13 protein-coding genes and 1 pseudogene are annotated in these 13218 nt (G+C 57.3%); 3 read left to right on the plus strand and 11 right to left on the minus strand.

Annotation, left to right across the window (positions count from 1 at the left end):
• Nucleotides 1-198 (plus strand): hypothetical protein (locus AC2FGC_RS23025; protein ID WP_496783582.1); only part of this gene is annotated, 198 nt, incomplete at its 5' end.
• Nucleotides 150-582 (plus strand): annotated as a pseudogene (locus AC2FGC_RS23030) (IS6 family transposase); the annotation flags it as partial. The gene AC2FGC_RS23025 and the pseudogene AC2FGC_RS23030, both read left to right, overlap by 49 nt.
• A gap of 184 nt (nt 583-766) precedes the next feature.
• Here the strand turns inward: AC2FGC_RS23030 and AC2FGC_RS23035 are convergent.
• From AC2FGC_RS23035 to AC2FGC_RS23060, 6 genes are read right to left on the minus strand one after another with little or no spacing between them, the layout of a single operon-like run.
• Nucleotides 767-1708: an ABC transporter permease gene (locus AC2FGC_RS23035; protein WP_496727457.1), complete on the minus strand. Its 942-nt coding sequence runs from the start codon at nt 1706-1708 to the stop codon at nt 767-769.
• A complete protein-coding gene (locus AC2FGC_RS23040; RefSeq protein WP_496727456.1) occupies nt 1705-2748 on the minus strand; it encodes an ABC transporter permease in 1044 nt (347 codons plus the stop codon). Before AC2FGC_RS23040 ends, AC2FGC_RS23035 begins: the two co-directional genes overlap by 4 nt.
• A complete protein-coding gene (locus AC2FGC_RS23045; protein WP_496727455.1) occupies nt 2738-4258 on the minus strand; it encodes an ABC transporter ATP-binding protein in 1521 nt (506 codons plus the stop codon). Before AC2FGC_RS23045 ends, AC2FGC_RS23040 begins: the two co-directional genes overlap by 11 nt.
• Nucleotides 4255-5661 carry an amidase gene (locus AC2FGC_RS23050; protein ID WP_496727454.1) on the minus strand — a complete coding sequence of 469 codons (1407 nt, stop codon included), beginning with the start codon at nt 5659-5661 and terminating at the stop codon, nt 4255-4257. The genes AC2FGC_RS23045 and AC2FGC_RS23050 overlap by 4 nt, the downstream gene beginning before the upstream one ends.
• Nucleotides 5630-6613, minus strand: a complete 984-nt coding sequence (locus tag AC2FGC_RS23055; RefSeq protein ID WP_058281138.1) for a BMP family protein — start codon at nt 6611-6613, stop codon at nt 5630-5632. Before AC2FGC_RS23055 ends, AC2FGC_RS23050 begins: the two co-directional genes overlap by 32 nt.
• Nucleotides 6614-6652: 39 nt before the next feature.
• Nucleotides 6653-7954 carry an amidohydrolase family protein gene (locus AC2FGC_RS23060; protein WP_496783559.1) on the minus strand — a complete coding sequence of 434 codons (1302 nt, stop codon included), beginning with the start codon at nt 7952-7954 and terminating at the stop codon, nt 6653-6655.
• A 445-nt stretch (nt 7955-8399) separates the two neighbouring features.
• On the opposite strand from AC2FGC_RS23060, the gene AC2FGC_RS23065 reads away from it, so the two are divergent.
• Nucleotides 8400-8828, plus strand: coding sequence for a MarR family winged helix-turn-helix transcriptional regulator (locus tag AC2FGC_RS23065; protein ID WP_058281140.1), 429 nt, complete (start codon nt 8400-8402; stop codon nt 8826-8828).
• A 156-nt stretch (nt 8829-8984) separates the two neighbouring features.
• Here the strand turns inward: AC2FGC_RS23065 and maiA are convergent, their stop codons facing one another.
• The 5 genes from maiA to AC2FGC_RS23090 form a co-directional block, all read right to left on the minus strand.
• Nucleotides 8985-9617, minus strand: coding sequence for a maleylacetoacetate isomerase (gene maiA / locus AC2FGC_RS23070; RefSeq protein WP_496783561.1), 633 nt, complete (start codon nt 9615-9617; stop codon nt 8985-8987).
• A gap of 85 nt (nt 9618-9702) precedes the next feature.
• On the minus strand, nt 9703-10248 hold the full coding sequence (locus AC2FGC_RS23075) for a VOC family protein (protein WP_058274548.1): 546 nt from the start codon (nt 10246-10248) through the stop codon (nt 9703-9705).
• 63 nt (nt 10249-10311) lie between these two features.
• Nucleotides 10312-11628, minus strand: a complete 1317-nt coding sequence (locus AC2FGC_RS23080; protein ID WP_058278629.1) for a TRAP transporter large permease — start codon at nt 11626-11628, stop codon at nt 10312-10314.
• Nucleotides 11625-12173 carry a TRAP transporter small permease gene (locus AC2FGC_RS23085; RefSeq protein WP_082637164.1) on the minus strand — a complete coding sequence of 183 codons (549 nt, stop codon included), beginning with the start codon at nt 12171-12173 and terminating at the stop codon, nt 11625-11627. The genes AC2FGC_RS23080 and AC2FGC_RS23085 overlap by 4 nt, the downstream gene beginning before the upstream one ends.
• A 3-nt stretch (nt 12174-12176) precedes the next feature.
• Nucleotides 12177-13211 carry a TRAP transporter substrate-binding protein gene (locus AC2FGC_RS23090; RefSeq protein WP_496727450.1) on the minus strand — a complete coding sequence of 345 codons (1035 nt, stop codon included), beginning with the start codon at nt 13209-13211 and terminating at the stop codon, nt 12177-12179.
• Nucleotides 13212-13218 lie beyond the last annotated feature (7 nt).

Consider the following 13218-nt stretch of genomic DNA (forward strand, 5'->3'; position numbering starts at 1 on the left):
AGTTCGCCCAACTGGCAGGGTAAACCGCTCACCAATTCCACTAATGCTCTGCCATCTGAAAAGTTTGCGACAGAACCTCGCGTGAAAACATTGATGATCTCTTCTGGATATGCAGTTTGTCTGTTTATGCATCTCGTCCGGGGTTTTGGAAACAGGGTCGACAAGGCGACGTCTGGCTCCTTGATGAAGTTGTCGTGAGCATCTCTGGTCGCAAGTATTGGCTTTGGCGCGCAGTCGATCAGCATGGCGTTGTGCTGGGCGAAGTCCTCCAACCGAATTGGGGCAAACGGGCTGCAAAACGCCTTTTACGCCACCTGAAAAAAACGCCTCGGCTTCATTCCCAAGCAAGCCATCACAGACAAGCTGCGCTCATATGGCGCCGCTGGGCGCGAGGTCGCTCAAGATCTGAAGCATTGGTCGCACACGGGTCTCAATAACCGCGCTGAAAACAGCCATCTCGCATTCCGAAAACGGGAACGGACGATGCAAGGCCATCTGTCTCCAGGCGGCTTTCAGAGGTTCGTGGCAACCCATTCAGCCGTTCGGAATTGCTTCTGTGTCCCAGCACGTCGTCGCTCAGCCTAAACAATCCGAAATCACCGTTTCAGCCATTTGACGCTAGGAATGCCGCAAACTAAGCCGCTTGAGATCCGGGTATCAGCATTCCTTGGTGCGCCGCAAGTTATCGCGACAACACCCGTTCAGTCTTGCAGTGCGAATTCTTTTTTCTTGTTCAATTCCGGCCAATATGCGCGAACGAATGCCGCTAACGTTCTCCGCGCCGGTAGGGTGCCATCAACGCGGCAGGTATTTCGGCTCTGCGGGCGACAAGGACGAGCGCGACGATGGAAAGTACGTAAGGCGCCATCAGGAAGAGCTGGTAGGGTACGCCTTCAATCGCAGTCTGCAGCCGCAGCTGGTATGCATCAAAGAATGCGAATAATACCGCGCCAATCAGCGCCTTGCCGGGCCGCCAGCTGGCGAAGACGACCAGCGCAATGCAAATCCAGCCCCGCCCCTGAACCATACCCGGGAAAAAGCTGTTAAACGCCGTTGTCGTCAGGAAAGCCCCGCCCACCGCCATCAAAGCCGATCCGACAACAACTGCGCCGATGCGGATGCGGATGGGGTTCAACCCCTGCGCCTCGACCGCATGCGGGTTTTCACCGGTCATCCGAATGGCCAGCCCTAACGGTGTTCGGGCAAGGACATACGCCATTGCAGCCACAGCAAAGAGCGCCAGATAAGTCGGCAGGGCCTGGGAAAACAGGATCGGGCCGAGAATAGGTATGTCGGATAGCCCTGGAACGTTTAGCGGTTGAAAAGCTTCGATCGTTGGGGGAAGGTCACCCACTTCGACAAGTAGCCTATAAAGGTAATAGGCCAAAGCGGATGCAAACAGCGTAATACCAAGCCCCGATACATGTTGCGAAAGCCCAAGCGGAACCGTCAGCATGGCGTGCAGCAAGCCCATCACCGCGCCGCAAAGGGCCGCAATCATCAGGCCCACGAGCAACGGTGCACCCATGTAGACGGCAAGCCAACCGCTCATCGCGCCCATGGTCATGATCCCTTCGATCCCCAGATTGAGCACACCCGAACGTTCGCAGAGCAATGCGCCAAGGACACCGAATATGAGTGGCGTGGCAATACGCAACACGGAAGCCCACAGGCTGGTATTCAGCAGCAGATCAATTGCATCACTCATCGGCGCACCCGGTAGGTTGTGAAAAGAAGGGCCACGATCATGGTGAGCAGGCAGAGCGCTACAATCACATCAGCGATGAAACTGGGAACACCGGTCGCGCGGCTCATGGCGTCGGCCCCGACGAAGACTGTAGCAACGAAAACAGCGGCAGCAACGACCCCGGCCGGATGCAAGGCGGCGAGCATTGCGACTACGATGCCTGCATAGCCAAAACCGGGGCTCATGGTGGTGGTGACCCCTGCTGTAACACCCATGACCTCGACAGACCCGGCGAGCCCTGCCAAGGCGCCCGAAAGCAGAGCTACGCCCATGATCGTTCGGGGTAGGGATATTCCGGCAAAGGCGGCGGCACTGGCGTTCAAACCTGCGGCGCGCGTTTCAGCACCAAAAACGCTGCGCGCCAGGATCAGCCAAACGGCACCTGCTGCTGCGATGGCAAAAAGCAGCCCGATATGCAGACGCGTGCGCGGGATCAGATCCGGCAGACGAAAATCCCCGTCTACGGGCACAGAAGAGGGCCACCCAAAAGCCAACGGATCGCGCATCGGACCTTCAATCATGAGGCCTACGAACAGGATAACAATGAAGTTTAGCAGAAGGGTCGTCACCACCTCATCTACCCCAAAACGCAGGCGTAAATAGGCAGGTCCCGCCAAAAGAGCCGCGCCCGCAGCCATGCCTGCCAGCATCAAAAGTGGAATACCAATCCATCCCGGAACCCCGAGCGAATGCCCGATCCAAGCGGTGACCAGCGCACCAACAAAGAACTGTCCCTCACCTCCGATGTTCCAAAGCCGTGCACGGAAGGCGACTGCCGCAGCAAGCCCTGTGAAAATGAGCGGTGTGGCGCGGGTCAGCATCTCGGTTATCGAAAGGCGTGAGCCAAGCGCACCGGTCAGCATTTCGCCATACGCCGTGAGCGGGTTTACCCCAGCAGCGGCGATGAGACCCGCAGCCAGAAGCAATGCGGTAAAGATCGCGGCCAGCGGCGCAATGACCACAAGGTACAGCGGTACATGTGTGCGTCGTTCAAGCCGCATCATCATCTTCCTTCCAGACACCCGCCATCATCAGGCCAAGGCGTTGCGGGTCAGCCTCGTCGGCGGATATGGGCTTTGACAAGCGCCCTTTGACGATGGCCTGGATCCGGTCTGACAGGGCCACGGCTTCTTCCAGTTCTTCCGAGATAAGTAGGATCGCAGCACCTTCGGCTCGTGCCGCCAAAAGCTCGGCATGAACGGCGGCAATTGCCCCTTCATCAAGGCCGCGCGTCGGCTGGTTGGCGAGCACAAAACGCGGTCCGTTGGTCAGGACCCGACCGAGGATAAGCTTTTGCATATTGCCGCCAGACAACAGCCTTGTTCGCGTGTCGGGACTGGCACCACGGATATCAAAACGTTCGATCAGCCCTGAGGTGTAATCGCGAGCGGCGCCTTGCCGGACAAAGCCGCGGCGCGAAAACTCTGGTGTGCGCAGCCGTTCGAGCACCGCATTTTCCCACAGGCTCAACTCGCCTACTACGCCTTCCGCGTGTCGGTCTTCCGGTACTCTACCAGCCCCCGCACGGATCATGCCGCGCGGCCCCAGATGGCCGATATCTTCGTCCAGAAGTGTCAGCTGCCCCGCGCTTGGGTGAACCAACCCAGAAAGCAACCCGCCGAGCGAAGCCTGACCATTGCCTGAAACGCCAACAATACCAAGGATTTCACCAGTATGGACGGTGAATGACACGTCATCCAGACGCAACTCACCGTCCTCTTCCACACGCACATTGTTTGCAATCAGAACTGGCGCGCCAATCTTATGGTCATGGCGTACGGGCCGTTCCACTTTGCGGCCAACCATCAGTTCCGCCAGCTCTCCGGGGTTGGTTTCAGAGGTTTTGCGTTCTGCAACCATCTTGCCGCCGCGTAGCACTGCCACACGGTCAGAGGCAGCCATGACTTCATGCAGTTTGTGGCTGATGAAGATAAGCGAAAGACCCTCCTTCGTCATGTCGCGCAGGGTCTCGAACAGGCGCATCGCCTCGGGCCGGGCCAGAACGGCGGTAGGTTCATCCAGGATCAATATACGCGCGTCGCGGTAGAGCGCTTTAAGAATTTCAACACGCTGGCGTTCTCCCACGGAAAGCGACCTAACCTTGGCCTCGGGGTTCACGGGCAGGCCAAACCGCTCTGCGATCTGCAACAGCTTTTCGCGCGCCCCACCACGAGCGGAACGCGCGCGCGTCAAGGGTTCGGAGCCAAGCATGACGTTTTCAAGAACGGTGAGGTTGCCCGCAAGCGTGAAGTGCTGGTGAACCATTCCCACACCCACCTCGATCGCTGCGCGTGGAAGGCCCGGAGGCAGTTCTTCGCCGAACACCCTGACAGTACCTGCGTCGGCTGCATAATGGCCGAACAAGATATTCATCAGCGTCGTCTTACCCGCACCATTTTCACCCAGAAGTGCAAGGATTTCCCCCTCCGCCAGTGTCAGGGTCACATCATCATTTGCGGTAAGCGTTCCAAAACGCTTGGTGATGCCGTGAAGCTCCAGAACCTTGGTCATGCGGGTAGGCCTGCGATTGGGGACGGAAAGGAAATTGCGGGCGCGCGGGCCTCGATAAGTGCACCGAGTTTTATCAGTTCGAAATCGGCGCCGGTGGGACCAATCAGTTGCACACCGAGAGGAAGGTCATTTGCCATGCCAAAAGGCAGCGCCAGGGCTGGCAAGCCCGCAACATTGGCAAGTGCTGCGTTTGGGGCAAAAGCTTCCAGCCGCGCCATGTGTTCATCGGGGGAAGTGCCAGACAGATCCAAAGTGCCGACAACGGGCGGAGCAGAGGAGAGGACCGGCATCAGGATGGCATCGGCGGATTTGAAAAGCTTGCGGGAGCGATTTGTAAGGCGTGCCAGCTGTCGCGAGGCCGCAAAAAGCGCGGTGGCAGGTGTCGCACGACCCTCAGTAGCCATGGCGGCTGCGAGCGGTGGAACCTGGTCGTCAGATATCTTGAGTGCGGTCAGCCACTCAGCCAACGAAACAGCCAGTATGGTTCGGGCGATTTCATGAGCCTCCGCCCCAATCCGGTCGGGGGCACGAACATCATGCACTTCACAGCCTGCGTCGCGCAGCGCGTCGGCAGCACCTTCCGCAGCTTTGCGCTGATCAGGTCCACAACGATCCGGCAATGCCACCGCGACACGGGGACGTTTTGGGAAGTGCACCGGGGCCATAGGTTGGACAACAGCATCAAGGGCAGTCTTCACGTCACGGACCGATCGCGCCAGGATCAACTCAGACGCTATGCCCATCAGGAGATTGGCAAAATCAGGGCCTCCGGGCACCGCACCACGAGACGGCTTGAGCCCGGTCAAACCACAACACGCTGCAGGTACTCTGATGGATCCGGCTGCATCCGTGGCATGAGCAATTGCAACGATACCACCTGCAACGGCAGCCGCAGCGCCGCCAGATGAACCACCGGGTGTTAACGCGGGATTCCATGGATTTCGGGTCGCAGCCATGCCATCTGGTTCGCATGTCAGGGAAAGGCCGAATGGGGGTGTTGTCGTCAAGCCAAAAGGGATCAAGCCAGTTTGGCGCAAATACTGTAACAGGCGACTGTCACTTTCGGGTTTACGCGCTTGTGCGCGGATTGCTGCGGATCCGGCCGCAGCGGGTAGTCCTTTTGCGAAACCACCGAGGTCTTTGACCAAAAATGGAACCCCATGAAATGGACCGCGCTGGTCAGATGGCAATGCGTCTGCTGCCCTTGCCCCGGCGCGCGCCATGTCTTCGTCCAGAAATGCCACGGCCCCCAAGCCCGCCTGCGCGTGGCAGGCAGAAAGGCTTGCCTCCATCACGTCGACGGCAGTGATTTGCCCTGCCGCAATGGCAGCCGCTAGAGCCGTGGCATCGGTCACGTCCAAGCCCGCGGGATCAGGAGGGCTCGCTTTCGTCGATTGGAACATCCCATTCGCCGGATTGGATCGCGGCCTGTTTAGCCTCCATCGCCGGGATGGCGTCAGCAGGCACTTCATCGGCGACATAGATCAACTCATTGCCGCCATGGGCCATGAAGGAATATTCTGTGTAGTTGCGCCCCGTTGGGTTGCCGGCCTGAACGTCGGCTACGATGGCCTCGATAGTGGGACCGTAATTCCAGATCGCGTTGGCAAAGACTGTGCCTGGATAGCGAGGCGTATAGTCGATAAGCGAACCGATGGCCTTCACACCCCGCGCTTGGGCGGCATCCGCAGTGCCAATGCGCTCACCAAACAGGACATCTGCGCCCGCGTCGATCTGGGCAATCGCAGCTTCTTGCGCGCGGGCCGGATCAAACCATGCTCCGATAAAGCCGTTGACGAAGGTGGCATCTGGGTTCACCTCAGTCACGCCCATTCGGAAGGCATTGATCAACAGGTTCACTTCAGGGATCGGATAACCGCCGACCGAACCAAAGACATTGCTTTCTGACATTTGGCCCGCAAGCATCCCGGCCAAATAGGCGGCTTCGTGGTTGCGGGTGCCGAAGACGCCGAAATTATCCCCTTCCGGCCCACCGGAAGAGCCCATGAGGAAAGCGGTATCCGGGTAATCGCCCGCCACTTCGCGTGCTTCGCGTTCCACGGCGTAGGATTCGCCCCAAATGATTTGCGCACCACCTTCGGCATACTCGCGCATCGCGCGGGGATAGTCGGTCGGAGCCACACCTTCCGAAAACTCATATTCGATCAGACCAGCGTCCGCGGCCTCCTGCATCGCTACATGGATACGACTGTTCCACGCGTTTTCGACAGGAGACATGTGCACGCCAGCGACTCGAGTCGCAGATTGTGCGTTCACGCGACGGACATAGGCCGGCAGGGCCAGCGTGGCCGCAGCGCCGACCATCAGTTGACGGCGGGTTGTGGTGAGTTTCATTGGTAGATCCTCTTCTGTTGGTGGCGATTGTTCTTGTTCTTAAGCTTCCTGAGTATTGGGCCTGGGCGCGTAATCTGCGGGATCCAGGGTCGTGGGGCGGCCGGGCAACGAAAGCGCGGCCATTCGGGGTTCTGTACGGGCCAACACCTTGCCGTTTTTGATTACGGCAAGGCGGGTGGGTTTCATGCGAACAGCTTCAATCGGATCACGCGCCTGCAGTACAACCATACTGGCAGGGCCGCCTTCGCGGATTGTCGGGTCGGGCAGGCCCATGGCTTTGGCGCCATTTTGGGTTACCGATGTGAATGCCCATTCCATCGCTTCCCGAGATGTCATCGGTACCGCGTGCACACCCATATGAGCCACTTCCAGCATGTCAGCGGACCCGAGCGAATACCACGGGTCCATTGTGCAATCCTGCCCGAAGGCAACGTTTACACCGGCCGCGCGCAGCTCTGGCACGCGGGTCAGACCTCGGCGGCGCGGATAGGTGTCCGAACGCCCTTGCAGCGTGATATTGATCAGAGGGTTGGGTACCACGTTCATAGCGCTTTCTGCGATGAGCGGGATTAGCTTCGATGCATAGTAATTGTCATAAGAATGCATCGCAGTGACGTGGCTTGCAGTTACACGGCCCCCAAGCCCAAGGCGCGTAGTCTCAAAGGCCAACGTTTCTACGTGGCGTGACATAGGATCGTCGCTTTCATCGCAGTGCAGGTCCAGCATCAGGCCGCGGTCCGCCGCTATCTCGGCCAGTCTTGTGACAGATCGAGCCCCTTCCGACATCGTGCGTTCAAAATGCGGGATCCCGCCCACCACGTCGACACCCATATCGAGCGCCTGGATCAGGTTTCTCTCTGCGTTTTCTGATCGGTAAAGGCCATCTTGCGGGAATGCCACCAGTTGCAGGTCGATATAGGGGGCAACCTGTTTACGTACCTCCAAGAGCGCTTCAACGCCCACCAACGGGGCGGATGAAACATCCACATGCGAACGGATAGCCAGCAGCCCCTGCGACACAGCAAGGTCGCAATAGCGCATGGCCCGCTCAATCACCGCTTCTGGTGTCAGCAGGGGCTTCAATTCCCCCCAAAGCGCGATACCCTCCAAAAGCGTGCCCGAGACATTCATGCGCGGCAACCCTAGGCTCAGGGTCGCATCCATATGGAAGTGCGGGTCCGTAAAAGGAGGGGAAACCAAACGCCCAGCCGCCTGTATCTCCTCATGCGCCTCAGCCTTGATATCAGGCGCAATTTCCGCAACGCGGTCTGCCTTGATCGCGATATCTACCGGCCCGCTGCCATCTGGCAGGCTGGCCTGTCTGATGATTAAATCGAGCATCCAATTCCCCCAAATTTGACCGCATGGTAAAAAGTATTCTGCAAGAATGCTAATAGTTTTTGTTGCACTTCCGGGTCCAGTGTTTCCGCTAGTCTCGGTGCGTGCCTATATCCAAGGCTTGTGTTGACCTTTCTTGGCAGCTGAAGCTGACACAACGATCAACTTTCGCTTTTGGGATTTTGCGTTGCAGAACTGCTAAATTTTGCAAAGGTCGGTTCACGCTGGGAATCTGTCCGTTTCAGCAGATTGCCGATCTGGAACCTTGATCCAGCGGATCCGCAGTTTTCTGGCAAGCAGAAAAAATCTTCGCAACGGAATCAAAACACTGGGAACCGGGATTTCGTCAACTTCGGCTTGTAGTGTGCAAAACAACCTGCATAAGGATGGCGAATATCAGTGCAGGAAATTTCGTTGCATGTGAAACAAAGCGGACATATAGTTTCTTATGCAACTAGATTCCTTCTTTCCCTATCGCCTCGCCGTGGCGTCCGAAGCGTTCTCACGAAAACTCACGGAAGTATACCAGCGCGAGTTCGGGCTATCACGGGAGGAATGGCGCCTGCTTTTTCTACTTGCCAATGCCAAAAGCCTGACCTCTCTAGAACTCTCGCAACGCACCACTCTGGATAAGGTTCAAGTCAGCCGGGCCGCGCAGAGGCTTGACGATAAAGGTTTGATAACCAGGGCAATTTCCGAAGAAGATCGCCGAATTAGGGTTTATCATTGTACGCCGGAAGGCCATCGGCGTTTCGAACAGTTGCTGCCACAAGTCGATGCTTGCGCGCAAGGGATGCTGAATTCCATGTCGGCTGAGGACCGTGCAGCATTGGACCAAGGCGTAACTGCGCTGCTTAAGGCCGCGTCGGTGACATAGGTACATAAGCCAATCTGCGCAACTCAAGCCATCTGGAGCGTTGGCTGTCGACCGGCGTAGAAATCCGTGTAATCGGTGACGCGGAAGGGCATTGTCTTCTTGGTTGGGCTAAGGCCGTCGACCTAGAATAGAATGAGGTCTGCCAGTGTATTTCTCTCAGGAGGCATCGGGCTGGTTTTCAGGTCGGGCGGCGTCGAAAGCGGGCAGGGTGAATGCGCGTTCTTCGATCTCAAGCAGACGGTCGAATGGAGCCATATCGACGCCCCAGCGATGTGCATTGTAAAGCTGTGCGACAAGGCAGATATCGGCAAGGTCCGGCTTGTCACCAAAACTGAAGGTGGTGTTTGCTGGCAAAAGCGCTTGATAGGCATGGAAACCTTCTGTCATCCAATGCCGGAACCACTCGATCCCATCCTCAGCCGCAAGCCCGTACCGGGTCTTCAGATGCGCAGTGACCCTAAGGTTGTTAACCGGATGAATGTCCATCGCGATGGTATGGGCCGCAGACTGTACCCGCGCACGCTCGAACGGGTCCTCCGGCAGGAACGGAGGTTCGGGTATGGTGGCGTCGAGATAATCGATGATCGCAAGCGATTGGGTAAGTACACGACCGTCCTCAAGGATCAGCGTAGGAACGCCCTTTCCGGGGTTCAGCGCGACATAGTCCGGCGCGCGCTGCTCTCCGGCAACAAGGTTGACGGGAACTGTTTCAAAGGAAACACCCTTGAGATTCAGTGCGATCCGGACCCGGAAAGAGGTCGTCGAGCGCCAATAGCCGTATAGTTTCATGACTTCCTTGTTTTGTGGTCAGCCGTCTTGGATTTTGCCAAAGTTCGGTTCTCGTGCCAGAAAGTCTTCTGGCACGAGAAGCCTGTCAGGCAGACTTGTTGAGTTCTTTGGCATGCAGCCAATCGGCATGTTTCGGAGCTTTCTTGGTCTTCGACCACTCGTCCAACATAAGCCACTTCACTTCGTCCATGCGTTCCAGCAGCGCTTCTTCTTCCGGGTCCGGGCAGGCCAGTTCGATACGATGGCCGGAAGGATCAAAGAAGTAGATAGAGTGGAAAATCGAATGGTCGGTCACGCCGAGTACTTCGACGCCATTAGCTTCCAGATGGTCCTTGAACTGAAGCAGCGTTTCACGATCCTTCACCTTGAAGGCGATGTGCTGCACCCAGATCGGAGTGTTGGGATCCCGGCCCATTTCCGGCTTCGTGGGCAGCTCGAAGAAGGCCAGAACATTCCCATTCCCGGCGTCCAAAAACAGATGCATGTAAGGGTCCGGCTCATGGGTCGATGGGACATGATCCTCGGCGATAGCCAGGATGAAGTCCATGTTCAGCATTTTTCCATACCATTCGACCGTCTCTTTTGCGTCTTTGCAGCGGTAAGCGACGTGATGGATCTTCTCGATTTTCATCGATTTCTCCTTTCCGAGGGTGCAGTTTTCAAGGCCAAGGCGACGTACGGCCGCCTCTGGCGGTTACATCAACCCCACCAGCCAGAGTGACAGTGAGGGAACAAGGATGAGCAGGGTCAGCCGCAGGATGTCCGCGATCCAGAATGGCAGCACGCCGCGAAAGATCGTTCCGAGTGAGACATCTTGCAACACGCCCTTCAGCACGAAGACATTCATACCGACCGGGGGTGTGATCAGGCTGATTTCAGTGGCCACAACAACCACAATGGCGAACCAGATCAGGGCGTTTTCGGGATCGAGCAGGAGTTCATTGGCAAACTCAAGCTCAAACATCAGTGGGTAGAAGACCGGCACTGTCAGCAGGATCATCGACAGGCTTTCAAGCACACAACCAAGCACCATGTAGGTCAGCATGATGAACACAATGACTGCCCAGACCGGCAATTCATTGTCGACAACAAAGCCTGATAGAGCATCCGGCAGTCCGGCGTAGTTTATGAAGTTGGTGAACAGCTCGGCACCGATGATCACAGCAAAGATCATGGCAGTAGCCCGGATCGAATCCAGCGTAGCTGCGAAAAAGCTGCGCCAGGTCATCGTCCTGAGGGCAATGGCGATCAGGATCGAAGCACCTGCACCCATTCCGGCCGCCTCAGTCGGTGTGAAGAACCCACCATAAATGCCAACCATGATGAAGAGAAAAAGGCCCAGCACACAGATCACGCCTATGACGTCAGCCCGGCTCATCGGTTCGGTGTTTTCCTCCTCCGGAGCCAAAGACGGGTTCAACCGTACCGCAACCATAACCGCGCCAAGATAAAACAGCACACCAATGATACCTGGCACAATTCCCGCGATAAAAAGCTTGGCAATATTGGTTTCGGTCAACAGGCCGTAGATGATCAGGATCACCGAAGGCGGGATCAAAATGCCCAGTGTCCCACCCGCGGCGATAGAGCCTGTCGCCAGCCGGTCATCATAGCCAAAACGACGCATTGAAGGCATGGCGACTTTTGACATCGTGGCAGCAGTGGCCAGGGACGAGCCGCACACCGCGGAGAAACCGCCGCAAGAAAAGACCGAAGCCATGGCAAGTCCGCCGCGCAGCCTGCCAAAAAGCCGATCGGCACCGGCGAACAGCCCGTGTGCCACGCCTGAGCCGGCCAACACATTGCCCATGAAGATGAACAGAGGGATGACCGAAAGGGAGTAAGACAAAGAAGTGTCAAAGGCCACTTGCCCTGTCATAGCCCAGGCAGGCTCCCAACCACGCATATAGGCAAACCCAAAGCCGCCTACAGCCGCCATTGCGAACGCGATAGGCACGCGCAGTAGTATAAGTCCCAGAAGGATCGCAAAGCCGATCAGAGATTCAATCATGGGGCGCCCTCTAGGTGATCTTGATCGGTGTCGTGTTCGATGGGGGGTTGTAATCCGCGCAGGAATGCGATGAACGCCGAAACCATGCAGGAGACCCCAGCCAGATAGCCGAATGGTGCCAGTGGAATCTCAAGCGCGTTGGTCACCGCGCCGTCATGTGCGGCCTTGGCCGCATGGGTGAAAAGCCGCCAAGAAAAGGTGGCTAACAGGGCAGCAGAGAACAGGCCTGCAAACGCAGACAAAAGACGTTGCGTCTTTCGTCCAAGCGCCAGATTCAGCAGGTCGACCTCGACATGTTCGCGGCGCTCTGTCGTCAGCGGTAAGGCCAGGAAAACGAGCGCTGCCAGCAGTATTTCAGTGAGTTCGAAGGCACCGGATAGCGGTGCGTTGAACAGGTAGCGCCCAACTACATCCACACAGGTGATGAGGACGAGGCTGAACAGGATCAGTGCGGCCCCGACACCCAGAGATCTGTCGAGCAGCAGCCCGATGTCCAGCCCCTCATCAGGGGGCTGGTCGGGGAAACGATGGCGAAGCCGCTCCATTGATCAGAAGTCCACGCCAGCTTGTTTGCGCATTTCTTCCAGTGCCGCCGCGCCGTCGTAGCCGTCCGCCGAGATGGCTTCGGACCACGCTGTTTCGGCATCTGCTGCCTGTGATTTGATCGCATCAACGACTTCGGCTGGCGCTTCGTAGATTTCGATCCCGGCCTTTTCAGCCGCGGCGCTGCCTTTCTCGTCTGCACCGACCCAAGCTTCGCCAACCAGTGCGGCAAAGGCTTCACCGGAAATCGCCTCGATGGCTGCCTGATCCTCTTCAGAGATCTCGTTCCATTTGTCTTCGTTCATGACCATGAACCAAGTAGTGTTGTAGATGCCGCCGGGGACTTGCATCGTGTACTTGACATCTTCGGTCAGCTTGAACGCAGCCAGAGCGTCGTAGGGAAACGTCACACCGTCGATTACTCCGCGCGAGAGCTTTTCATACACCTCACCCGAAGACATGAAGAGCGTTGTGGAGCCGAGACCGGACATCAGATCTGAGATATAGCCGCCAGGCACGCGGATCTTCAGGCCTGCGAAATCGTCTGTCTTTTCGATCTTACGGACATTGTTGTGCAACATGCCGGGGCCGTGCACAAAGAGCCCCAGAAGCTTGGTGCCCTCATGTTCTTTCTGCGCCTCCAGCGGGCCGGAATAGACATTCCAGAATGCTTTGGAGCCAGCAACGGCATCGTCACCAATGAACGAGAACTGACCGATCCGAGAGCGGGTGAAACGGTCATCTGTGGTAAAGGAATGCAAGCCGTAGGTGATATCAGCGATACCTTCGGCAGCCATGTCGTAATGTGCCGGGGGCGGGCCCATGGGCTTTGCAAGCACACGTACGGTCACGCGGCCATCGGTGACTTCCTCCACTTGCTTGGCCCAGGGTTTGATTGCCTCAACGACGATTGGATGGCGCGGCGGCAGCCAGCTCGAAAGCGCAAGCTTGGTCTCTGCCACGGTAGTCGTTGCGATAGACATTGCAGCGGTTGCAATGCCGGCGAGCAGCAGGGTGTTGCCCTTCAGTTTGATATTCATGGTATCC

It is taken from the genome of Ruegeria sp. CDSC054 (genome assembly GCF_059610645.1).

Excerpts from the sequence above, each read along its gene's own strand:
- AC2FGC_RS23035 (WP_496727457.1), bottom strand. The coding sequence starts at position 1,708 with ATGAGTGATGCAATTGATCTGCTGCTGAATACCAGCCTGTGGGCTTCC.
- maiA (WP_496783561.1), bottom strand. The coding sequence starts at position 9,617 with ATGAAACTATACGGCTATTGGCGCTCGACGACCTCTTTCCGGGTCCGG.
- AC2FGC_RS23090 (WP_496727450.1), bottom strand. The coding sequence starts at position 13,211 with ATGAATATCAAACTGAAGGGCAACACCCTGCTGCTCGCCGGCATTGCA.
- AC2FGC_RS23045 (WP_496727455.1), bottom strand. The coding sequence starts at position 4,258 with ATGACCAAGGTTCTGGAGCTTCACGGCATCACCAAGCGTTTTGGAACG.
- AC2FGC_RS23085 (WP_082637164.1), bottom strand. The coding sequence starts at position 12,173 with ATGGAGCGGCTTCGCCATCGTTTCCCCGACCAGCCCCCTGATGAGGGG.
- AC2FGC_RS23075 (WP_058274548.1), bottom strand. The coding sequence starts at position 10,248 with ATGAAAATCGAGAAGATCCATCACGTCGCTTACCGCTGCAAAGACGCA.
- AC2FGC_RS23060 (WP_496783559.1), bottom strand. The coding sequence starts at position 7,954 with ATGCTCGATTTAATCATCAGACAGGCCAGCCTGCCAGATGGCAGCGGG.
- AC2FGC_RS23065 (WP_058281140.1), top strand. The coding sequence starts at position 8,400 with ATGCAACTAGATTCCTTCTTTCCCTATCGCCTCGCCGTGGCGTCCGAA.
- AC2FGC_RS23040 (WP_496727456.1), bottom strand. The coding sequence starts at position 2,748 with ATGCGGCTTGAACGACGCACACATGTACCGCTGTACCTTGTGGTCATT.
- AC2FGC_RS23050 (WP_496727454.1), bottom strand. The coding sequence starts at position 5,661 with ATGTTCCAATCGACGAAAGCGAGCCCTCCTGATCCCGCGGGCTTGGAC.
- AC2FGC_RS23080 (WP_058278629.1), bottom strand. The coding sequence starts at position 11,628 with ATGATTGAATCTCTGATCGGCTTTGCGATCCTTCTGGGACTTATACTA.
- AC2FGC_RS23055 (WP_058281138.1), bottom strand. The coding sequence starts at position 6,613 with ATGAAACTCACCACAACCCGCCGTCAACTGATGGTCGGCGCTGCGGCC.